Source organism: Gordonia sp. BP-119, assembly GCF_016924115.1.
Taxonomy (GTDB): domain Bacteria; phylum Actinomycetota; class Actinomycetes; order Mycobacteriales; family Mycobacteriaceae; genus Gordonia; species Gordonia hongkongensis.
The window spans coordinates 1-22,527 of record NZ_JAFFZF010000058.1; the positions used below are offsets into that span (position 1 = coordinate 1).

Annotated in this window: 18 protein-coding genes and 1 pseudogene; 11 read left to right on the top strand and 8 right to left on the bottom strand. The window is 63.9% G+C overall.

What is annotated here, in order from left to right; all coding sequences use genetic code 11:
- Positions 1-131: 131 nt before the first annotated feature.
- Together JW364_RS24570 and JW364_RS24575 are read right to left on the bottom strand one after the other, a co-directional pair.
- A complete protein-coding gene (locus JW364_RS24570; RefSeq protein ID WP_307814821.1) occupies positions 132-932 on the bottom strand; it encodes a TerD family protein in 801 nt (266 codons plus the stop codon).
- A 104-nt stretch (positions 933-1,036) separates the two neighbouring features.
- Positions 1,037-2,197, bottom strand: coding sequence for an exonuclease domain-containing protein (locus JW364_RS24575; RefSeq protein WP_307814822.1), 1,161 nt, complete (start codon positions 2,195-2,197; stop codon positions 1,037-1,039).
- Between the two features lie 30 nt (positions 2,198-2,227).
- Between JW364_RS24575 and JW364_RS22230 the strand changes: the two genes are divergently transcribed.
- The 4 genes from JW364_RS22230 (at position 2,228) to JW364_RS22245 (ending at position 5,510) form a co-directional block, all read left to right on the top strand.
- Positions 2,228-3,520: a hypothetical protein gene (locus tag JW364_RS22230; RefSeq protein ID WP_205333025.1), complete on the top strand. Its 1,293-nt coding sequence runs from the start codon at positions 2,228-2,230 to the stop codon at positions 3,518-3,520.
- 9 nt (positions 3,521-3,529) lie between these two features.
- On the top strand, positions 3,530-4,159 hold the full coding sequence (locus tag JW364_RS22235) for a uracil-DNA glycosylase (protein WP_068971622.1): 630 nt from the start codon (positions 3,530-3,532) through the stop codon (positions 4,157-4,159).
- 240 nt (positions 4,160-4,399) lie between these two features.
- Positions 4,400-4,831: a hypothetical protein gene (locus JW364_RS22240; RefSeq protein WP_205333026.1), complete on the top strand. Its 432-nt coding sequence runs from the start codon at positions 4,400-4,402 to the stop codon at positions 4,829-4,831.
- A 73-nt stretch (positions 4,832-4,904) separates the two neighbouring features.
- Entirely contained in the window at positions 4,905-5,510 is a 606-nt protein-coding gene (locus tag JW364_RS22245; RefSeq protein WP_068971620.1) for a trans-aconitate 2-methyltransferase, read from the top strand.
- 58 nt (positions 5,511-5,568) lie between these two features.
- Here JW364_RS22245 and JW364_RS22250 read toward each other — a convergent pair whose 3' ends face one another.
- Positions 5,569-6,060 (bottom strand): nuclear transport factor 2 family protein, encoded by a 492-nt coding sequence (locus JW364_RS22250; RefSeq protein WP_068971637.1) that lies wholly within the window; start codon positions 6,058-6,060, stop codon positions 5,569-5,571.
- 398 nt (positions 6,061-6,458) lie between these two features.
- Between JW364_RS22250 and JW364_RS22255 the strand changes: the two are divergent.
- Together JW364_RS22255 and JW364_RS22260 are read left to right on the top strand one after the other, a co-directional pair.
- Positions 6,459-6,773: pseudogene (locus JW364_RS22255) on the top strand (VWA domain-containing protein); the annotation flags it as partial.
- 440 nt (positions 6,774-7,213) lie between these two features.
- The gene (locus JW364_RS22260; protein WP_083229433.1) at positions 7,214-9,247 is read left to right on the top strand and encodes a class I SAM-dependent DNA methyltransferase; all 2,034 of its coding nucleotides are present in this window, start codon (positions 7,214-7,216) and stop codon (positions 9,245-9,247) included.
- A gap of 127 nt (positions 9,248-9,374) precedes the next feature.
- Here JW364_RS22260 and JW364_RS22265 read toward each other — a convergent pair whose 3' ends face one another.
- From JW364_RS22265 to JW364_RS22280, 4 genes are all read right to left on the bottom strand, one after another.
- Positions 9,375-10,322 (bottom strand): MamI family restriction endonuclease, encoded by a 948-nt coding sequence (locus JW364_RS22265; protein ID WP_083229432.1) that lies wholly within the window; start codon positions 10,320-10,322, stop codon positions 9,375-9,377.
- Between the two features lie 137 nt (positions 10,323-10,459).
- Positions 10,460-13,804, bottom strand: coding sequence for an ATP-binding protein (locus JW364_RS22270; RefSeq protein WP_205333027.1), 3,345 nt, complete (start codon positions 13,802-13,804; stop codon positions 10,460-10,462).
- Positions 13,801-14,700, bottom strand: a complete 900-nt coding sequence (locus JW364_RS22275) for a DUF4194 domain-containing protein (protein WP_205333028.1) — start codon at positions 14,698-14,700, stop codon at positions 13,801-13,803. The genes JW364_RS22270 and JW364_RS22275 overlap by 4 nt, the downstream gene beginning before the upstream one ends.
- On the bottom strand, positions 14,697-16,211 hold the full coding sequence (locus JW364_RS22280; RefSeq protein ID WP_205333029.1) for a DUF3375 domain-containing protein: 1,515 nt from the start codon (positions 16,209-16,211) through the stop codon (positions 14,697-14,699). Before JW364_RS22280 ends, JW364_RS22275 begins: the two co-directional genes overlap by 4 nt.
- Before the next feature lie 124 nt (positions 16,212-16,335).
- Here JW364_RS22280 and JW364_RS22285 point away from each other — a divergent pair, with 124 nt between their 5' ends.
- Positions 16,336-17,451, top strand: coding sequence for an alpha/beta hydrolase (locus tag JW364_RS22285; RefSeq protein ID WP_205333030.1), 1,116 nt, complete (start codon positions 16,336-16,338; stop codon positions 17,449-17,451).
- Between the two features lie 426 nt (positions 17,452-17,877).
- Here JW364_RS22285 and JW364_RS22290 read toward each other — a convergent pair whose 3' ends face one another.
- The gene (locus JW364_RS22290) at positions 17,878-18,564 is read right to left on the bottom strand and encodes a ZIP family metal transporter (RefSeq protein ID WP_205333031.1); all 687 of its coding nucleotides are present in this window, start codon (positions 18,562-18,564) and stop codon (positions 17,878-17,880) included.
- 634 nt (positions 18,565-19,198) lie between these two features.
- On the opposite strand from JW364_RS22290, the gene JW364_RS22295 reads away from it, so the two are divergent.
- Genes JW364_RS22295 through JW364_RS22310 form a run of 4 tightly spaced genes read left to right on the top strand, consistent with a single transcriptional unit; the run spans position 19,199 to position 22,376 of the window.
- Positions 19,199-19,723: an MSMEG_0572/Sll0783 family nitrogen starvation response protein gene (locus tag JW364_RS22295; RefSeq protein ID WP_004019804.1), complete on the top strand. Its 525-nt coding sequence runs from the start codon at positions 19,199-19,201 to the stop codon at positions 19,721-19,723.
- A gap of 37 nt (positions 19,724-19,760) precedes the next feature.
- On the top strand, positions 19,761-20,672 hold the full coding sequence (locus tag JW364_RS22300) for a carbon-nitrogen hydrolase family protein (protein WP_065631921.1): 912 nt from the start codon (positions 19,761-19,763) through the stop codon (positions 20,670-20,672).
- Positions 20,665-21,108 carry an MSMEG_0570 family nitrogen starvation response protein gene (locus JW364_RS22305; RefSeq protein ID WP_205333032.1) on the top strand — a complete coding sequence of 148 codons (444 nt, stop codon included), beginning with the start codon at positions 20,665-20,667 and terminating at the stop codon, positions 21,106-21,108. The genes JW364_RS22300 and JW364_RS22305 overlap by 8 nt, the downstream gene beginning before the upstream one ends.
- Complete coding sequence (locus JW364_RS22310; protein WP_205333033.1) at positions 21,105-22,376, top strand: MSMEG_0569 family flavin-dependent oxidoreductase; 1,272 nt, start codon at positions 21,105-21,107, stop codon at positions 22,374-22,376. The genes JW364_RS22305 and JW364_RS22310 overlap by 4 nt, the downstream gene beginning before the upstream one ends.
- The last annotated feature ends 151 nt before the right edge of the window (positions 22,377-22,527 follow it).

Consider the following 22,527-nt stretch of genomic DNA (forward strand, 5'->3'; position numbering starts at 1 on the left):
TTCACCGTCATCGCCTGGGCCTTCAGTTCCGGGTCGACACGACGAACACAGGGTGGGGACTTTTATCTGGCCACCAGCGGGGACCTCGACCTGGCCACCAGTGGGGACTTTCTCATGGCCATGGACAGCTGTCACTCCTCAATCTCCACCCCATGCCGAATTGCGAACTCGGCGAGGCCGTCGTCGTAGCCCTGGCCGACTGCGCGAAAGCGCCACAGGCCATTTCGTCGATAGATCTCCGCGATGATCATCGATCGTTCAGTCGTCGCGGCGTCTAAAACTGCTGTTGCGAAGGTGAATTCGGCTGAGTCAACCGTTACTGAGATAGCGCCGACATCCCCGAAGGTTGCGTCGCCGTCGATTGCGGCTCCAACCGTGATTCGCTCTATCTCGTCTGGAGCCGCGGCGAGGTCGATGCTGACGCCTTGCTCGCGGTCACCGTCGATCGAAAGTCGTGCGACACCATCTGGACTGGCCGGTTGGTTGTAGAAGATGAACTCGTCGTCTGACGGGACTCTCCCGTCACTCGCCAACTCGAATGCAACGACATCGACTTCGGGGTCGTTGGACGGGTCGCTCTTCGCAGATGTCCACGCAACGTTGACCGTGAATCTATCCATCCCGTTCGGAATGTCGACGACGGCACCAGCGGGCAACGACGTTGGCGCGGGCCTCGTTTCCGCGGTGCCGTCATCGACGCCCTTCGGTTCAGTTACAGCTGGTTCGCTGGCGTCCGCGACACTCGAGACATGATGGGCCTCAAGGACCGGGAGACCCCGGTCACGGGCTTTTGCAAAGCGCCCATCGGCTTCTCCCCCGCTCAGCACAAGAACGTGTGTGACTGCAGCAGTCAAGTTGATGGCAGGCACCGCACCAAGCTGGACAAGGCGTGCCCGCACCGCCGTCGCGTCGCTGTGGAGTCCTCCCAGCACGAGAACCCGTCGACCGGACCATGGCAGTGAACTCGACGCCCGTCGCGGGGGTGTCCCGCGAGTCCGGGCCGGCGAAGGAATGACCTCTATCACCGGAACTGATTTCAGTGTGCCGGGCACGACGCGCTCGGACAACGAGACCGCAGTCGCTTCATCAACCAATGGGATTCCCAGTTCTTGGGCGCGCTGCAACTTGCGGCTGTCCGGTGCCCGGGATTGGCGACTAGCAACCCCGTCTTGCCGCTCACCGCGTTCATCACGTCCAATCCTGCATCGGCCAGACGGCGAGCCAGCTCGAGGCGAGGCGCATGCGTCGGTCCTGTGATCACGACTTTCGTGCCCTGGATCAGTCCCACAGCCGAGTCATGACGGCCGGGGTCGGTCCACGGGCCAGGCACTCTGGTGACCTTGTCTGGATACGCGCGAGTCGCAGCACCGCACGCGACGACAGGCAGTGGCAATCCCAAAGTGCTTGCAAGACCGGTACTCCGTCGAAACACCTCCAGCAAGGTCCGCACGTCATCGCCGGCGTCGTGGGCGGCTCGCTGTGGGACCGACCAGTGTTGAGCAAGTGTCGAGAGTTTCGCGTTGGGGACGTCCAATTGGAGCCGCCGCGTCAAGGTGATGGTGCACAAGCGATGAGTGATCGGGAGAGTAACCCCTGCTCGTCGCGCCTCTTCAACGAGAAAGCCGTGGTCGAAGACCGCGTTGTGCGCAACCAGCGTCCGACCTTCGAGCAGTTCACGTAGGTGCTCCACTGCAGAGTCAAAGGTCGGCGAACCGTTGAGACGCTCGCGTGTAAGGCGATGGATGTGAACGGGACCCGGATCGCATCCGGGGTTGAACAACGACGAGTACTCGCCGACAACGTGTCCGTTTGTGTCCAACGCGATCGCGGCCAAACTGAGTACACGGTGCTGACGCGAACTCAATCCGGACGTCTCGACGTCGACAAGCGTCCAACCTCGCCCTACAGATGACACAGCAACCTCGCATTCGACAGCTCGACCGGTGCATCCGGCAGGCGGATCCTCGGCCAGCGGACGGGCCCTGGGCGCAAGGCGCATCCGGACAACTCGGTCACTGTAGCGGTTGGCCAACCGACGGGAGGCAAACCGAGGATTCGAACCACAAGTTCGGCATCGAACTCGATTCGTCTGCGTGCCTACTGCTTCCGAGACCTGGTGACGGGTGTCCATACCAGTACGCGAGGCGTTGTAGTCCGTTCGGACCAACCGCGACGGTGTCGGCCATGTCCGATACATTCGGTTCGTTCCCACGCAGATGGAGGTCCGATGTCCAACGAACTCGTCCAGGTACCGGTGTGGACGCTGGCCACAGATGAGGCGGATATTCCCGCTGTCCTGAGCGACACGGCGCTGACTCCTGATCGACTCGCGGGGCTTCGACGTGCGCTCGCAGAGCTCAGCGAGACGCCCCTCACGACGTTAGAGGCTCATACAGTGCCGGACTCGCTCGACCGTTCGAAGGGCATCCATCTGCACGGAGTGAGCCCGTTGGCGCAGCAGTTGTCTCAGCTGGTGAAGAGTACGCCCAAAGTCGTTACGGACGGCGGTGAAACGCTGTACCGCATGGTCCTGCCAACCAAGGTTGCGGCACAGGTAGCTGGCGGCATGGTCAAGCCGATGGCGTCGTCGACCGTCGCGGGCGGCGTGCACAGCGCGCTCACGAATGGGTCCAAGATCGCCGCGCAAGCATCCTTCGTACCTGTGACTGCGGGAAAGGCCGCCGCGGCGGGTGCCGCGACAGGCTCGGCGACGACGGCGGGAGTTGCCGCCGCCGGCGCCGGTGCACTGACCGTCGCCGCTCCCCTGGTCTTGATGGCTGTAGCTGTGGGTGTGAGCGCTTACGCCGACCAGCAGCGCCAAAAGACCCTCGAACGGATCACTGAACTACTCGAGAAGCTTGTCGCCGACAAACTAGAGTCCGAGCGGCACGCGTTGGAGGCCTGCCGGGGTGCTATCCAGAAGGCGACCTCGATCGTGCTCGACGAAGGGCGCATCGGAGTGACCCTGGGACTGGACTCCGCGGTGTTCGCGATCGAAAACGCCGTGTCGAAAGCCACATCCCGAATCGCCAAGTGGGAGAAGGCCCTGCAGACGTTCGACAGTGACAAGGTCGAACTGAACCACCTTGCGAAGGCGATCCCGGGTGTCGAGGCAGCAGACAGCGAGTTCTACGTCCACGTCGAGCTTGCCCAGCTTGCGATCGCGATGAAGCGGCGCGTCATCGTGCTCCAAGCGGTCGAGCACGCGCAACTGTCGGAAGGGAACCCGTTCGAGCGCTTCGCTGCGTTGCTGCATAAGGAGCAGCACGACATCGAAGCACTCGATCGCCGCCTGGATGGCGTTCTCCTCCGCCTGTCAGCGCTGCAACTGGACAGGTCTCACGGCATCCGCGACGTCGTCTTCTCATCGGGAGAGGTAGACAAGCTTCTGAACACAACTCGTCGACTTCGCGATCTCGGGCAGACAGCACAACTAGCCGGACGGCAGTCGGAGGTCACCATCGACATGGTCCAGGAGAAGGACGGTTCGGTGATCGTCTTTCCCGCAATCGCCTCGTAGGCTGCGATCTTGGGCACGGTGAACGGACGCAACGCGGACCCGAGCGTGGTTGCGGCGAAGATGGCGCGGATTCGGGAACCCCACGTAGCGCCACTCAACGAACTCGCCGATCGGGTAGCCGACACCGAAGGCCTGCGTCGCGGTGAGGTGCCCTACGTCGACCCCGACACCGGCGGTGTCAACGCTCGGATGCTCGTGCTACTCGACAACCCGTCGACCAAGGCCGAATCGACCAGCGGCTCGGGCCTTTTGAGTTTGGACAACAACGACCGGACCGCGCGGAACTGCCGCGAGGCGTATGCCCGCCACGGAGTCGACTGGGGCGATGTCGTCCACTGGAACGTGGTGCCGTTCCCGGTTGCCGGTGTGAAGAACGGCGGATCGACCCCGGCGGAGCGGGCGCGCGGGGCCCGTTGGACCCGGGAAGTGGTAAGTCTGCTCCCAAATCTCGAGATCGTCCTGCTTCTCGGTGGTTCCGCTCGCGATGGCTGGCGTCGTGCATCCATCACGCGCGCCGGCATCTACGTGCCGGCAGGCAAGATTCCGCACTGTTCGATGCGCGGCTTGAACACCGCGGGCGGGCGCGAGCGGTTCGAAGCCGCGATAGCCAACGTATCGACGAGACTCATGCTGGCCTGAGCACCCACTTGGAACGGATGAGGACTGCGGTGACGTTCTGCCACCGGCGTGCAGTCGTAGCTTCGGGACGCCCACACGGTTCCCACCAGCATTGGGCCAATGCGCTGTGCAGCAGAATCTCTCGCTGCCGTCGAACCGCTCTATTGTCATCGCATGACGACTGACACGCATGGTGCGCAACGAGTGTTGCGAACACGCTCCGCGTCCACACCGTCCACGGTGTGGCTAGCCACCGGACTGATGATCACCGGAGCGAGCATCCAGCTCATCGGCATGTTCCACGCGCTCTCGTTGGTCGAGGCAGTCAGGGACGAAGCACGTCTGCGGCAGTCCGTTCTCCTCAGTGACGGATCGACTTATCGGAGCTCTGACGCACTAGATGTCGCGAGCGAGACCGGGACCAACGTCGCGACCGGTTTGATCGTCGCATCCTGCCTCGCTCTTGCCGGGCTCTGGCTGTTGCTCGCGTACGTCAACCTGCGCGGTTTCCGCTGGGCGCGCGTGGCGGCCTCCGTCATCGGCGCGGTAGGCATCGTCTCCGGGATCACGTCCGTAGCAACCTATGACAGGTCAGTGACCAGCACGCTCGACGTCCTGCTGTTGGTCATCGAAGTCGCCGTACTGAGTCTCCTTTGGTATCCGCGTTCAGCGCCGCACTTCCGCCAGAAGTGACCTGACAGTCGGCCAACGCCCCGCTGCGTTTCGGCACGGTCGATGATTTCGGCGGGTTTGGCAGAATGCGGGCATGGTCGAACAGAGCATCTGGATGCAGAAGTCCGCCGCGGATCCCAACCACTCCAGCTGGTACGTCGAACGCTTCCGCACCCTGGCGCGCGAGGGTAACGACCTGGTCGGCGAGGCGCGGCTCCTCGATGCGATGGCGTCGCGTGGGTCTCGCATCCTCGACGCTGGATGCGGCCCCGGACGCGTGGGCGGGTACCTCGCCGAGGTCGGACACGATGTCGTCGGCGTCGACGTCGACCCGGTCCTCATCCAGGCCGCCGAAGAAGACCATCCGGGCCCGCGCTGGCTGGTGAATGATCTCGCCGAACTCGACCTCCCCGCCCGCGGCATCGACGAACCGTTCGACCTCATCGTCTCGGCCGGCAACGTGATGGCGTTTCTCGCGCCGAGCACCCGAGTCACCGTCCTAGAGCGGTTGCGCGCACATCTGCGCGACGACGGCCGCGCGGTGATCGGGTTCGGCGCCGGCCGGGACTACGCGTTCGACGAGTTCCTCGAGAACGCAGCCACCGCCGGCTTCGCTCAGGACCTGCTCCTGGAGTCATGGGACGTTCGGCCGTTCACCGACGAGTCAGAATTTCTCGTGGCGGTCCTCCGGCCCGCGTAGTGCTGAAGCGGTTCGGTATCCGCACGCCAGTCGTCAAGAGCCATGAGCGACAACCGAATCAACCGCCGGAGGCCCCGAACGTCCCCTCAGTGATCTCGACGTCAGGCGACAGTGGCTGCCGCATCCGCCAGCGTTCAGTCAGCTTCGACGCGGCGACCTTCCACTCGCCGCCTTCGACGACGTACTCGTCGTCGTACTCCCCCACCATGACCGTCTCGGTCCGGTCGAGCAGGTTCACCTGACGGAAACGCAACGACCATCGTCCCGTCGCAGCCGTCTCACTGGTGAGGGTGATGTCCGGATGCATGCCGTGATGCATGTCAAGGATGGCGAACCGGCCATCAACCTTGTGCAGCGCGACCCTCCGAAAGATGTCCGTCAGGGCATCGGCATCGTCGAAGGTGCCCATCGACCCGTAGTCGATCCGCGCGCCGGCGCGGATGAAGCAGCCGCGAAATGCGTTCGCGTCTTTGGCATCTGACGCTCGCCAGTAGCGGTACTTGAGTCGCTCGATCGCAGCGACGTGATCATGCTCCGAATCAGTCGTCATCGTCATCCGTTCTCAGCTGCACAGGCCCCGCCCGCGGTCCGCTCGGGCGTCAGGGGCAGCCTATGTCCGATCGCACCAACCGCACGCGGATTCGTGGACACCAACGGCCTGGTCTGCGGAAGGCCGCGCTCGGCCCCGAGGATCTGGGACGCTACCGTGAGTTGGGGCACGCCGGCACCGCGGACGCCAGAACAGTGCGGCGTCGTCCCTCATCCCCAAAGGCCGACCGAAATTGTCAGTGGTCGATGCGATCATCAGTGAGTCATGAGGGGTTCTCGCTCAGATCTGCATTCGCCGTCAAATGCTTTTACGCCGTCGCTCTCTCGCACCACGAGCAGGGTCGTCGCGTACGGCTCCGATGGCGACCTGATCGAGGTGGGTTGGAGGAAGGAAGTCGGATGAAACTCTCTGCTGCGCTCGATGTCGAGGTCGTCGCCCACGAAGCCGCCGACGAGGTGACCGTGCTGCTCGAACTGCAGGCTCCGGCCGGTCCCGTCACGGACCGGACACCGACAGCGTTCCAGGTCGTGCTCGACCGGAGCGGGTCGATGTCCGGCGCTCCCCTGGCTGGCGCTCGGAAAGCGCTCTCGAGTGTGGTCGCCCAACTCGACCCGACCGATGTGTTCGGGCTGGTCACGTTCGACGACTCGGCCGACGTCGTGGTGCCCGCCGGACCGCTCACCGACAAGCAGCGCGTACCGTTGCAAGTCGCATCGTTCGGCACGGCGAATCGACCAGCCGTCGTCGACGACACCTTGGGTAAGACGTAGGCGATCAAGGTCGGCCAGTGGGGCGTTACGGTGGGACACTACGACCTTTGAGTTGAGCGGTGCTTACCTCTATGCCGTCCGCACTTCGCTCGGAAGTCATCTACATGTCATCCCGCCACGCCGTTCACAACCTCCCCGGGAGTTACAGCTAGCGCTATGAAGTCGCACGTTTCGGCATTGCCAGGCCGGCGATACCGACAGGCTTTCCGGGTGCGCCCGCGGTCTTCTTGTACCGGCTCGCCTAGTCGCGACGCTCGCTCCGTACGTTCGCTCGGCGCGAGTACGCACCAGGCGCATCTGGCAGTGGGCTGGGCGAGCGGACCGGGTACTGTGGTTCAGCGGCTGGATGCCGGCCATAACAGCGGTGAAGGGGAAGACTCTACATGACAGAACCGTCGCACGGAGCAATGCTCGACGTCCCCCTCCTCGGAACCGTTGGCGAACTCGGACAGAGCGAGCTTCGCCTCGCGAGACAGTTCGATGAGTTACATCAGCTCATCTACGCCAGGGGTGGAGTCCGCCCAACGAATGCGGCCATCGAAGAAGTCTCCAAACTCGTATATATGCGTATGTGGACAAGTCGGATTTCCGATGGCGCGTCTCTGAACGAAAATTCTCTATCAAAGATATTTTCCCGCCACCACTCTGCCCCGGACGACGACTTTGTTGACCTCGTCAAGCAAGCGTTTGTCTTTGCCAATAAAGATCAAACACTGGCCGCCCAGGATCTTGACGGAAGACCGAGATCGTTATGGCCGGTCGACGAACCATTTCGTATGTCTGATGAAACAGTAATTCGCGCAGCGATCAACCTTGTCGAAGATGTCGTTTCCGATCAGTCTCGAAGTGTCGCAGACCCGCTCGGGACCGCGTTCGACGCATTTCTCTCGGGACGATACGACCACGCGGGAGGATTGGGAACATACCTCACGCCGAGTAGCATCGCGCGCTCAATGGCGGAGGTCGCGCTAAGCTTCTGTAATCCAGTCGACGGATGGGACATTACGGCGCCCGTTGTTGCCGACCCCTACTGCGGCACCGGTCGATTCTTGGTTGCAGCATTCGAGGCATTAGAGTCTCGCCTGGGCTCTGCCACCCTGGACAAACTTCTAAATGGCGGGCTTCTCGGCGCTGATCAGTCTCCCGGCTCGGCAGCTAAGGCGGCGCTAAACCTGTTCTTGTACGGCGCGACATCTCCGCTTGTCTTTCCAGTGGCGGACTCCGTAACCGAGAGCGACCTCGACCGGCTTGAAGGAACCCTCCAACTCATACTCACTAACCCACCATTCGGCGGTGGAAAGTATTCTGATGCTGAAGGCATCGAGCGTACCCGTAATCGGATACCGTCCCTTTCGCGCGCGAAGGCGATAGACCCGGCACTCGCATGCACCATACGCGCATTTGAATTGCTCCGGCCTGGCGGAATCCTCGGTATAGTGCTACCAGACGGGATTGTTGATGGACGTCATTTTGACGAGTTTTTAAACTCGTCCTCGGATGCTACCGTAGTTGCAAATATTAGCCTGCCGACATCCTCTTTCGCCCTCAGCGGAACAGTCGCAAAAACTAGCGCAGTTTTCATCAAGCGCACCGACCATGTGCGTTCGAAGAGGACGATTCTTGCGAGGGTCGAACATGTCGGCTTTCTACGGCAGGCCGGCAAGGCTGCTGCCGACCCAAGCGGGTCGGACCTTCCCGCCGTTGTTGAGGCTGTGGGTCGCGCGACGACACTTAACCCACTGAGTGCGCCATTTTTCGTGGTAAGCGACAAGCCATTGGTAGCGTCTGTCGCAACCGAAGCGATCGTCAGTTTAGACCCAAGCAGAATCGATCCCGGCGCTCTCGCAGCGCGCGAGCGATTGAACGCTTCTGGCGCGATCAAGCTCGGCGAATTCTTAACTACCCGACGACGTCAACTCCAGAAGAAGTCCGACCTGCCGCGACCATTTCTATCCGTCTTACACGTCGACGCACTGGGTGTAGCGAGTTGGCACGATGCCGATAGGTATACGCCGACGACCCCTGGGCAGATTGCCAATAAGGGCGAAGTCTTGGTATCGCTCTTAAACCCTTCCAAACTGCGAGCTACCGTCGTTCCGGATGAATACGATCGTGTTGTCTGTTCGAGCGAGTTCGGCGTCTTTGTTCCGAATATCGACCCGTACGCAGTTTTGGGATTGCTCTATCAGCCTGACGTCCAGGCACAGCTGCGGCCACTCGGAAGAGGGACTTCTAGCTCACGCCGCAGGATCAACCCGTCAGACGTATTAAATCTCTATGTACCTGCACTTTCCAGTGGCGAGCTGGACGCGCTGAGCGAAACGGTATCTAACGCGATTGACCAGGTCGAGAGCGGCCGTCGGGTTCTGTACTCGACTTACGGATTGCCGAGCGTCATTCAGACGTCCGACGACTGACCAGACTATAGGACTAGATAAGGCGAATCTGCAGCGGCTGAAATTCAAAAGGAGTCGATCTGATTACGCGATTCCATAGTCGTCAGTTCACGATTTTTCGTGCCCAATGAAAGCGCCATCTACAAACTTAGCCCCTCTCTACATCAGTCTTAGGTTCCAGATCTGTAGCTTTCGCTTCACTAGCCGAGCTAGACTCAATGACGGACTCCTGCTCTTCTGCCAGTACACCTGGGAAAAGCCGGTCAACGACGGCTATGTCCGCCACAAGGTCTGCGGCCCCGGTGAGACGACTAGGCCTCGCACTGCGGCCTCCATACGGCAACGCGCGCGTCTTACCCCGCACCGGGACCACCGTCTCTGGCAACTCAACCGGCCAGCTCACGTCAAGTAAACCTCTATCGGAGCGCCTGATTCGAGCATCGAAGAGAAGAACTTCGGACATATCGAGGTTACCGAGTGTATTTACGATGATATTGTCGTCGTAACCAACCGGGGGATGCAGCTGCAAATTATATTGACTCCCCGATTTCTGCTCCTGATACCTCATGAAGAGGTCTCGCCAAGCAGTGTCGTTTCGCGAGTCTACGAGCCACGAACGGATCCGAATTGCTCTCGGTGAATTTGGGTCCGTCGCAGATCTATCAACCAGAAGATAAAAGAGATAGGGTGATTCTAGATACTCGTCGATTGCGAGAGATTTTCCAACTTTGAGTCTAGCTGAGTCTTGGCTCGGAGAGTTCATGTTGTGATTCCAACGCGGTCGGTCGACACCAGAAATGCTCGCGGCAGATTTGACTTCACTGCCATCAGCTAAGTCGTCGCCCTTCCCTCGGAATCCTTGACCAGGCTCCCTCAAGACGATCGAGGCGATAAACTGCGCGATATAACCAGTATCAACTTGCGCAGACTGGCCGGTTAAGGCCGCCCATTTCTGGAGAGTGACATGGAGATCGCCGAAGAAGTCGACGAACATCTCTTCCAAGAGCAGAACTTGCTGCGCATACGTCAGTCCGTGGAGCAGCTGACGACGTGCGCGAATTCCTTTTGCAATCGCGAGTGCAACTTCTTCTTTCATTCAGTGTAATCCCTTCTTTCAAGCTCATCGCTGAACTGTTTCAATGCAGATACTGACGCCGGAGTACCTTAGCTCTCATACTTGATTTGTGAGAACTCTAATTCTTATAGTTCGGGGTGGCAAAGAACTATTGTTCGTCAGACTACCAACTGACTCCCCGACCGCCGCAGTTCCGAGAACGCCTTGATCCCCGTCGAAGTAGCAGTTGCAATTGGCCGCAACTCAGGGCCAGCCTCCGTCTTCGACACCATCACGACGTTATCGACGTACGGCTGGATCGTGCTGGTGTTCTGGACGGTGGCCACGATGATCAGCTGGAACCCGAACTTCCGGAACGCCGAGAGCGCCTGCTGGGCGAACTGCGGATCGGACTTGGAGAATGCCTCGTCGAGCATCAGCTGGGCGAAGATGGGGCGGTTGTCGTTGCCATGCGGGCTGGCCAGGTTGAAGCTCAGGGCGCCGGCGAGGCAGAAGGCCATCAACTTCTCCTGCTCGCCACCGGAGTTGTCGCCGGCGTTGGAGTAAGTGCGGATGGTCTCCCCCGACTCGGCGTCGTGCTCCTCGCAGTAGAAGTCGAAGCGGTTGCGCACATCGAGGGCGTCGCGCGTCCACTGGCGGTCCTCCGGGGTGTTGCCGGCGAGGCGTTCGCGCAGCAGCAGGATGTCGGAGTACTGCTCGAGGATGGCCTGCTCGTCGCCGAAGCTGACCGCGGTCGCGCGATTCGAGATCTGGCGGGCCTTCTCGGTGAGCTCCTCGACCGCGGCGAGCTTCTTGCGGCCGGGTCGCAGCCGCAGGCGGGTGCCGCGGTTGAAGGCCACCGCACCGAGGCCGGTGTTGACGCGCTCGATCTGCTCGACGATGCGTCGTTCCTCGGCGTCGGCGGCCATGTGCAGGCCCAGGATCGCGCCTGGGGCCTGCTCGGTGATCAGACGGCGCATCCGCTCGTAGGCTGCGGGCAGCTCACGCTCGTCGATGCGCCGGCAGACGGCGACGTAGTCGTGGAGACGTTCGTCGAAGTCGTCGCTGTCGTTCGGGATGGCGTCCGGGAACTCCTCGTCGTAGGTGTCGAGGATGCGGGCCAGCTCGTCGCGGGAACGTCGGGCATCGGAACGCATCCGGTCGCGCTCACGGCTCGCGGCCTTGACGATCTCCTGGCGGTACGGCTCTGGGTTGAGCACGTCGAGCGTGGCAGAGAGGTCTTCGCGGAAACCGTCGAGGGTCTTCTCTGCTTGAGCTGGAACGTCTTCGGGCTTGAGCCGGTCGATAAGATCGAGTAGCTGGGTGCGCCGCGAGTCCTGGCGGGCGATCTTGTCCTTGACCAGCGCGGCCTGCGAAATCGCGTTGCGGACCTGCTCCCACAGGTCCTCGGCCTTGCGCTGCAGGGCTTCGACGTCGGGGTTCTCCTGGATCAGCAGGTCATACTGGTCGGTGAGTTGATCGACGCGGTCATCGACCGAGTCGACGTCGATCTCGTTCCACTGCGTGAACTGCTCGCACACACGGCGATACGCGTCTCGACGTCGTTCCTTGGCGCTACGCTCACGGTCGAGCTCGGCGCAGTCTTGGCGTGCGTCCTCGAACGCCCGCTCCTCGTACTCGAGTTCGTCGCGCAGGGCGGCGATCTTCGACGCGACGTCGCCGACGAAGATGTACTGCGACCGACGGAGCTGCTGGCGGTCGTCCTTCACCGCGAGCTTCGCCGAATCCTTGCGCAGACCCTGGTCGGTGACAGCCTTGGCGTGCTGGGAGAACTCGCCGGGACTGTCGACGCACATGTGGTTGCCCAGCTTCGACAGCACCGTCATCGCCTCGGCGGCGCACGGATGCTGCGCATCGACGGGACGCAGCTTCGACGCCAGGGTGCCCGGCTCCAGAGCGGGCATGGGGCGGGAGTCGGCCTGGTGCAGCTGGATTCGGCCGCGCATGTCGTGCGAGTTCACGAAGCGCAGGGCCGCGCGGAAGTGCTTGTCGGGCACCAGCAGACGCAGACCGACGTTTCGCAGGACCTTCTCGACGGCCAATCGCCAGCGCTCTTCGTCGGGGTCGAGTTCGACGAGCTCGGCGACGTACTTCAGCTCGGACTCGTCGATCTGCAGTCCGTGGGCGATGGCGCGGCGCATCTCGTGCTCGGTCCGCGGCAGTGCGGAGCCGGCGTTCTCGACGCGGCCGAGTTCCTCCATCGCGGCATCGCGGCGGGTACGTGCGGCGACCTCGCTGGCCAGCGCCTCGGCGTAGTGGGCGCGACCGGCGTCGAGCTGACCGTCGATCTTGGCGGCCTCCTCGGTGAGTTCCTCGCGGAGCAGCCAGAAACCCTCGGCCCGGGTGGGCGGGGTGAAGCCGAGCGCGGAGACCTTGTCCTCGTACGCGTTGCGTCGGGCGGTGACCTCGGTGCTGAGTTTTTGTGCGCCGCCTAGCTGTTCGCGCAACGGGGCGAGGTCGCCGGTGGAGGTGGCGATCCGGGACAGCAGCAGGCTGTGGTCCTGGCGGAGCTGGTCGTGCTGGGTGGTCAGCGCGGCGAGATCGCCGTCGAGGCGGGTGATCTGGTCGTCGAGGTCGGCGACCTCGGGCTGCGCGTTGTGGATCCGCAGGTTGTTGACGTAGCTGCGGATGGTCGTGTTGTCGATGGTGTCGAGGACGGAGAAGGTGGCCGCCTCGCCCGCGTACCGTTCGTGCACCTCCTCGATGTTGCCGAGGATGGTGCGCTTGCGGCGCGCGACGTCGAGCAGTTCGCGGGCTTCGACGAGCGGGTCGATCTGGTCGAGGGCGTCGGCGATGCCGACAATGCTGGTCGGGGCGTCGAGCATGAACTCCCGCACGAACTGCGCGAGCCCGCCAACGCTCTTGAGCGATTTAGCCTTTCCGAGAAGCTGCTGCGCGGCGTCGGAGCCGCGGATCCCGATGAGCGAGTACAGCGTCGAGAGGTACTTGCCCTCGCCGGGGCCGCCGCGCCAGCCGCGGTCGCGGAACTTGGCCGAGTTGTAATTGTTGGCGGCCCACTCGTTGCATGCCTCGACGATGTCGGCGTCGCCGTCGTAGATGAAGTACGAGCTGTGCGCGTCGGTCATCTTGCCCGCGGCAAGCCATTTCAGCACCAGGCCGGTGATGGCCTCGCCGGAGCTGGAGGTGTACGTGACCGCAATGGCCGCCCAGGCCGGGCCGGTGCCGCGCAGGTACATGATCTCGCGGTGCGCGTTGGTGCCGTCGCGCCGCTCACCCCACGCGCCGCGCACGTACTTGCCCACCGTGCGCTTTCCGCTGGACGATCCGGCCGCCGTCGCATCACCCGAGGCGTTGAAGTTGCGTCGATGATCTGGCAGGAACGCCAGCGAGATGGCGTCGAGCAACGACGACTTACCGCTACCCGAGGACCCGGTGATCAGAGAACCGTTAGAACTGAACGGGATCGAGTGATACCCGTCGAACACGCCCCAGTTGATCAGCTGCAACCGGGACAGGTGGTACTGGTCGACCTGCCCGCTCACCAGTCGTCTCCTTCGTCGTTCTCGCCGTAGGCCCCGTCGAGGTCGGCTGCGTCGTCGTCGCGTTCCGCGGGTTCGTCGGCGAGGTCCTCCGGGGGCACTTCGCCGGTGTCACCGGATCCGATGAACTGCTCGAATTGGCGCTGTAAGTCGGTGATCACCGATGCCGTCATCACCGCGGAGATCACCGGGCTGACGATGAAGGTGTCGGCGTCGTCGCGTTGCTTGCGCAGGAACTCGAGCTCCTCCATCTTGTCGAGGGCGCGCTCGATGCGCTTGTCGAAGAGCGCGAGGTCGCGGTCGATGGTGTTGGTGACGCCCGCGAAGAGCTCGTGGATCTCTTCGCGGGTGATCAGGACCGGCTCGTCGCGAGCGGCGCGCACGTACTTGGCCAGGTGGAGCGCCAGGATGGCGTCGTAGGTGTGAATCGTCTCGCGCTTGAGGATCTTTCGGCCCCAGCGGGAGTCGTAGCCGGCCTGCTCGACGAAGGCGACCTGCAGTTCGTCAACGATGCGCAGCCGGAGGTCGAGTTCGGAGAGACGACCCCGCAGCACGTCCTGGTACTCGGCCACCCACGACCACAGCTGTGGCTGCCGATCACCGCTGATGTAGCGGCGGGTCAACAGGTTCTGCAGTGCCCAGCACGCGCGGTCGGGAAGCTCGCTGACGTCGCCGTCGAAGCGCGGAGCGTTCGGGGTGTGGGTCGCCGCGCGGTTCGCGACGGTAGGGAGGTCGTCGAAGCCGGCGAATTCGTCGGGGGTTGCGGGGGCGCTGGTCTCGGGGTCGCCCTTCGTGGCTCGCTTCGCTCGCACCTCAGGGAGCGGAGGGTCGTCCGCTCGCACCTCGGGGGGCACGGGGTTGGTCTCCTCGGCTTCCACGTCCGGGGGCAAAGATGTCATTCGGCGTCGACCTCCGCAGTCGGAATCGGTTCGGTGAAGGTCAAGTCGGGGACTTCGATGGCGTGGTCGTCGCCGATGAGGGACCGGAAGCGGACGGTGGTCATCGGTACCTTCCCCCCTGCCGCTTGCTGTTTCGAGGCCCACGACCACAGGACGATGACGTGCGCGAGGTACGGCTCCTCGAGCCCCTCGATGACGTCGGCGAGGGCGACGGGTCCGGCGGCGACCGCGGCATTCACGGTGTCCGTGAGTTCGGTGGTGTCGACCTGGCCCGACAGCGATGCGAACGACGTGAGATCGGCGTCGACAGCGGCCGGGAGCGCCGGCGCGGGCGGCACGTGTTCGCGGATCTCGAAGGCGAGTCGGCCGATCGAGTTCACCGTCGGCGCGGCCAGGGGTAGCTCGTAGCCGATGCGACGATCGGCGAGTGACGTCTTGAGCAGTTCGTTGGCGGTGGCCAGAGCGTCGTTGAGCTGTCGAGCGAGACCGCGGCTCTGCTCGAGCGTCCCGGACGCGACGAAGCGTCGAATACGGCGTGCACACCGCTGACGGGTGCGGCCGACCTCGGCCATCTGCTGGGTCACGAGGCCGAAGAAGTTGTCCATCACCGACCGCAGGCCCGCATCCATGCCCGGGAAGCTGTCGATGATCGTCTCGATGTCGGACTTCAGGCGCGCGCGACGCTCCGGATCCTGGATCAGGTGCGAGAACGCCTGGTACGACGCGGACTGCGGCGAGTCGAGAAGTGCCTCGTAGTCGTCGAACAGCTGTCGCTGGCGGTCGCGGTAGGCGAGGTCGGAGTCGCCGGGGTCGTCGAGCAGCGCGGTGGTGATGCGGTCGAGCATCGTGCCGTACTGGCCGATGTCGGAGATGATCTGCTCCATCTGGTAGCCGATGGTGCGGGCGGCGTCCTCGGCGACGCGTAGGTCGACCGGGGGGCGTCGGCCGGCGTCGAGGTCGGCGAGCTCGGCGTCGAGGTCGGACATCTGCGCCTCGATCTCCGAACGGATCTGGTCGGGGTCGTTGCTGACCTGACCGGCGACGCGTCGGAGTTCGGCGGCGATACCGGTGATGGAGCCGCCGGTGGCGATCGAATCCTCGCGACGCTGCCGCCGCATGAAGTCCAGGACCGACCGCGCCTCGCTGGTCAGATGGCACAGGTTGGGGGCGTGCGGGTCGGTCGTGTCGGTGACGCGGTGCAGCCAGCCCTGCCGGGCCCAGAGTTTGACCAGTTCGAGGCCGGTGGCCTGATCGGTGAGGTCGAGGTCGGCGAGGTCGCGGTCCAGGCGCACCGTCAGCTCGGTCTCCGACAGTTTGGCGCCGTAGTCGAGGTGCCGTTCCATCAAGGTGACGTAGAGGGCCGAGTTGGTGGCCGCGAAGAGTCGGCCGACAGCCGACTTCTGGATCGAGCGGTTCGATTCCCACGCGTCGGCCAGTGTGAGCTGCACGGACTCGGCGCCGCGCGATGCGCCGGGGGCCTCGACCGGAGCCGGGAAGGCTGAGAACTCCATCGCCGCCTCACGGGGATCTCGGGGACTAGAGGACCCGGGTAGTCTGCCACGCCTGGCGGCCGCCGCCCCACCCGGTGGGTCGCGCGTCCAGCCGGGCATCGAGACTCTCGTTACCCTGAGCGGCATGGTGATGGCTGATCGTCCGGAGGTCCAGACCGCGTCGGCACCGGTGACCGCGCTAACCGTCGTCGGACTCGCGCAGAGCATGATCAACGGCCTCGCGCGGGTGCCGTTCCGCAAGCCGTGGTCGGGTCCGTCCGGGCTGCTCGACAACATCGGCCAGTCCGTCACCCGCCAGACCATCCGCGCGTTCATGGGCTACTCGATGGGACTGCCGATCGAGGAGTTCCGGTCGATGGAGAAGATCCTCGACGATGTGTGCCGCGTCGTGATGCCGCCCTTCGTCGAACTGACCGACGGCGTCGAACTCACCGACGACGTCGTCGGCGGGGTGCCCGGGCTGTGGTGTCGCGCCAAGGCGAGTTCCGACGCGTTCGTCGACGATTGTGACGACAAGCAGGGGATCGGCGCCACCATCCTGTACCTCCACGGCGGCGGGTACATCGGTACGTCGCCGATGATGTACTCGGCGTTCGCGTCGTCGCTCGTGCGGATCTCCGGGCACGAGGTGTTCATCGCCGACTATCGGATGGCCCCCGAATTTCCTTTCCCCGCAGGCGTTCACGACGCCGCCGACGTCTATCGCGGACTTCTCGGCCGCGGCGTCGACCCCGACCACATCATCGTCGCCGGCGACTCCGGTGGCGGTGGGCTCGCGGCTTCGTTGGTGGCCTACCTTCGGGATCACGACCTGCCGCGTCCGGGCGCTTTGGCGTTGTTCTCTCCCGAGATCGACCTCGACCTAGACCACCCGTCCATCACCGACAACGCGCCCTACGACATCCTCCCCTGGAGCATCCCCGTCACGCCGTACCTGCACGGCGTCCAGCCGAATGACGCGCGGGTGTCACCGATCAACGGTGAACCCGATCCGTCGTGGTTCCCACCGACGTTCGTGTGCTGGGGCGGCAGCGAGATGTTCCGCGACGGCATACGCGACTTCGCGGCACGGCTCGAGGCGTCGGAGGTGCCGACGCACGCCATCGAAGAAGACGGCATGTTCCACGTCTTCCCCATCCTCATGCCGTGGGCTGAAGCGTCGAAACGCGTGTTCCGGGCGTTGTCGGAGTTGGCGGATGGGCATGTCGAAGGAGACCCTGGGGCTGCGCAGACGCACTGAGTGGGTGGTGTTGCGCCCTTTGTGCCTCGTCGACCTCTACGCGCTCCTCCCTCGCTTGCTCGGCTCGGCGGCTTGCGCTCCCTCGCACCTCAGTACGTGCGGCCTGCCGGCCATCGTGGACGGCGAAGGACCTACCTCGAGGCTAGGCCGCACCTGTTTATGCCGTCACATCTCCCGCCCGGGAAGCTACACCCGCACGCGCGAACCGAGCCCAGCCAGCCGGCTGTCTCGCGCTCACTACCCCGTTCGCGACCAACAGACTTCAACTCGACTCCTGGACTTTGATCGAAGTCCATCGGTCGAGTTGAAGTCCGCCGGTCGCCCGCCCGACCGTCGATCTCGCCGTTCTTTCGAAGTAGGGCGCAGCGGTTTGCGGACTTTCGGATCAGGGAGAAGAGCGTCGCTCAGTTAGTTGGTGACGCTCACTCACCCAAGGACGAACGCGAGCAGGAAACCCGCCGCGGTCGCCAGGCCGACCCACCAGCCGCCCTCGCGGTAGGCCGCCGGCATCAGTGAGTTCGCGAGGACGCCGAGCGTCGCTCCGCCGGCGAACGCCTGGACGACGCTGATCGCGGTCGGTGAGATGTTCTCGGCCATCGCGTAACCGCCCACCGTGACCGCGACCAGGACGACGGCGGTGAACGTCCACATCGCGAGCGCCGAGCGGCCCGAAGCGTCGTGCTCGCGGCGCATCAACGACGCGCCGCTCACCGCTTCCGGGACGTTGCCGACCGCAATGGCCACCACCAGCACGAGCGAACCACCCGCGGTCAGTGAGACGCCGAGCGCGGTGTTCTCCGGCACGCCGTCGAGGAAGACACCGATCATCAGTGCAGGACCGATGGCCGACGACCCGAGTTTGGTTTCGACGAGCCGGTCGGCGACGACGTAGACCGAGGTCCCGGAGAACAGCGCGACGGCTGCGACGCCCGTGCCGGCCTGCGTGAAGGCGGGTTCGAAGAGTTCGGTCGAGACGGCCGCGATCATCGTGCCTGCGCCGAACGCCATCAGCGTCGCCAGGATCGGATTCGGCAAGTCCCAGCGCAGACCGATCGCGGCACCGACCGCAATCGGGATGGCGGTCGCGAGGCCGTACAGAACCGCGGTGAGCATGAGGACAAGGTTGCTACGTGTCGCGGGCGATGGCGAGTGTGGCGCGCAGAGGTGTGGTGGGTGGGTTGGGGAGACCCTTCGTGACGGCCCTCCGCAAGCTCCGGGCCTCCTCAGGGAGCAGGAGGTGCATGGCCCACCGCAACCCCCGGCGCTCTTTGGGGATCAGCTGGGGTCGCCTTCGCTCCCCGCACCTCAGGGATCGAGTGGTGGTTGCTCTCACATGAGGGAGCAAGAGCCGATCAAGGATCTGCAATCCGACAGGTCACAGAATTGCGGATACCTCGATGGACCGTCGTCAGGGACGAGGGATACACTGGGTCTTGTCCGACGAACCGGTCAGACCCCCGACCCGACCGGTTCGTCGGATTTTTCATGTGCGGGCACGTCTGGTCGAGTCGGACGACCGACCAGGGTCGTGTTACGCGAATCCGGGTTTTCTTTATTCCGCCGGAAACCATTCGGTAATCGATGGCGAGTGAACTGTGTGACGTAGCAAGCAGTAGCTACTCGATGAAACCGGATCTCCGGTCGAACCACTCTGGGCAATGATGCCCGATCCATCCCCCGCACGTCGAGCCGCCATGCGGCCGATCACTCACAGACACTGTCTCGTCTCGCCACCCCAGGAGTTCTTGTGCCTTCTTTCGACGAAACCATCACCGAGAACATCGCCGCGTCGCTGGCGGAGATCCCGCACCCCTCACTTCCCAAGGGCTCCAACATCTATGGCGGCACCAAGATATTCCCGGACTACCAGGCCGAGAACGGTGAGTCCTACTTCACGCTCGTGCACGGCATCGCCCACGAGTCGTCGGTGTCGTTCGTCGCCGTTCTGCAGGCCACTCGCGCGCTCCGCAAGGGCTTCGAATCGGCCATGTACTTCTACGGACCCGGTGCCATCAATTGCCTTGCCACACGGGGATTCCCGACGACGGGCGACTCCGGATTCCCGGGCGAGCAGAACATCAACAACTCGCTCGAGACCTTCATCTCCGAAGGCGGCACCGTGTTCTGCTGCCGCTTCGGCCTCGCCCTGCACGGCGGACGTGAAGAGGACCTGATCGAAGGCGTCATCCCGGCACACCCGCTCGACGTCCAGGACGCACTCATCCACTACGCACGCAAGGGCGCAATCATCAACTCGACCTACATGGTCTGACCCACAGCAGCTTCCGACAACCATCTTTGGGAATCTTATGACCACCATCGGAACCGTCGCGGCGAACTTCACCCGCGATCTCGAGCAGAACTACGCGACGATCGAACAGTACGTCGCCGAAGCACGAACGCGGGGCGTCGACTTCCTGGTGTTCCCGGAGGCGGCGATCGGCGGATACCTGTCGTCCCTGGGCAACCACGGCGACACCCAGAAGAACAGCGCCCGGTCGTTGCCGCCGGCGATCTCCCTCGACGGACCCGAGATCGCCCGGGTGCAGTCCATCGTCGGAGATCTCGTGGTGGCGATCGGGTTCTGTGAACTCGGCGAGGACGGTGAGACCCGCTACAACGCGGCCGCCGTCCTCGACGGCAACACCATCTACGGCAGCTACCGCAAGGTGCATCAACCGCTCGGCGAGAACATGTCGTATTCGTCGGGCACCGGGTACGACGTCTTCGACACTCCCGTCGGCCGGATCGGTCTCCAGATCTGTTACGACAAGGCGTTTCCCGAGGCCGCCCGCATCATGGCGCTCAAGGGCGCCGAGATCATCGCCAGCCTGTCCGCGTGGCCGGCGGCCCGCACCGCAACCGCGGAGAACCTGCAAGAAGACCGCTGGACCTACCGGTTCAATCTCTTCGACACCGCCCGCGCGCTGGAGAACCAGGTCTTCTGGGTCGCGGCCAACCAGAGCGGCACCTTCGGGTCGCTGCGTTACGTGGGCAACGCCAAGATCGTCGACCCCGGTGGGAACATCCTCGACACAACGCTTCTCGGAAGCGGCCTGGCCGTCGCCGAGGTGGACATCGCGGAGAGCTTCACCGCCATGCGGGCCGGCATGTTCCATCTGCGGGACCGTCGGCCTGAGGTGTACGGGATGCTCGTCGAGGCCGACACCGATGCCGACACCTCGGCGGCCTTCGCATGGCGGGACCTCGCCCATGCCTGAGATGACCGTCCAGGTGCGCTGGCCCGACGGCCTGCTCCGCCAGTACTACTCCCCCAGCCTCGTACTGCACGACCACCTCGCGCCGGGTACGTACCGCGTCGACGACTTCCGGTCGCGGGCCACCACCGCGCTCGACGAGGCCAGCGCGCGTGTCCGTGCCAAGTACGGATTCGCCTGCACGTCGGCCGCGGCGTCGGCGGAGGAGATCGCCATCGACGCAGGGCGGCATTCGGATTCGGCTGAGGTCGAGGTGGTCTCGATGTACCCGCCGTTGCCGGGTGCGGAAGTGGCTTCGACTCGGGGCGTCGCTTCGCTCCGGCCCGGCTCAACCAGCAGTGGGGGTTCGGAAGTGGCTTCGACACGGGGCGTCGCTTCGCTCCGGCCCGGCTCAACCAGCGGTGGTAGCGGTGGAACCAGCAGTGAGGGGCGGTCATGAACACACACGTGCCGGTCGTCGTCATCGGCGGCGGACAAGCCGGCCTCTCGGTCAGCTGGTACCTCGGGCAGGCGGGCGTCGAACACCTCGTCGTCGAAGCCGACACCGCGGTTCATGCATGGGCTGACAAGCGGTGGGACAACTTCACGCTGGTGACTCCGAACTGGCATTGCAAGCTCCCCGGATACACCTACGACGGCCCGGATCCGGACGGGTTCATGACCCGTGACGAGGTCGTAGAGTGGTTGCACGGTTGGCTGGAGACCTTCGAACCACCCCTCGTCGAACACACCAAAGTTACTCGCCTGCAACGTCTCTCCGGTGATCGGTTCGAGCTGACTCTTGACGGCCCCGACGGAATGCGGTCGCTCACCTGCGACCAGGCCGTCATCGCAACCGGCGGGTATCCCCTGCCGGTGGTTCCGCCGTTCGCGTCGTCGCTGGATCCGGCCGTGCACCAGGTGCACTCCGAGGAGTACTTCAACCCAGAGCAACTTCCCAACGGTGCCGTGCTGGTCGTCGGGTCGGGACAGTCGGGCACGCAGATCGCCGAGGACTTGCACCTCGCCGGCCGGCAGGTGCATCTCGCGATCGGCAACGCGCCGAGAGTCGCTCGGTTCTATCGCGGCCGCGACTGCATGACGTGGTTGTCGGACATGGGTCTCTACGACACACCGACCCAGGAGTACCCCGGCGGCCGTGCCGCGCAGGAGAAGACGAATCACTACGTCACCGGTCGCGACGGCGGGCGCGACATCGATCTCCGACGCTTTGCCGTCGAGGGGATGAAGCTGTACGGCGTGCTCAGTGACGGTAAGGACTCGACGCTGCGGTTCGCGCCGACGCTGACGGCCGCCCTCGACCGGGCCGACGCCGTGTACAACTCGATCTCCGGTGACATCGACCGCCATATCGACAAGCTCGGCATCGACGCGCCGGAGGCATCGCGGTACGAGCCGGTGTGGGCTCCCGAGGTCGATCCGACCGAACTCGATCTCTCGGCCGAAGACGTCACCTCGATCATCTGGGCCATCGGCTACCGACCCGACTACCGGTGGATCGAGGCCAGCGCGTTCGACGGCGGTGGCCGGCCCATGCAGACACGCGGGATCACCGAAGTCCCCGGGCTCAGCTTCGTCGGGTTGCCATGGATGCACACCTGGGGGTCCGGGCGGTTCCTCGGTATCGACCGCGATGCGAGGTATGTGGCTGAGCACGTAGTTGAAGCAGTTTGTGGTGGACGCGCGCATTTGGTTGTTGCGCAGTAGGTTCAGGGTTCTGTGGGCTTCGAGGGTTGGTTGTCGAGGTCGGGTCACCTGGTGGCTTCGACTCGACGCCTCGCTGCGCTCGGTGTCGGCTCAACCAGCGGGGGGTGGGGTCGGCTCAGCGGGGTGGGTCACCGGATGGCTTCGACACGAC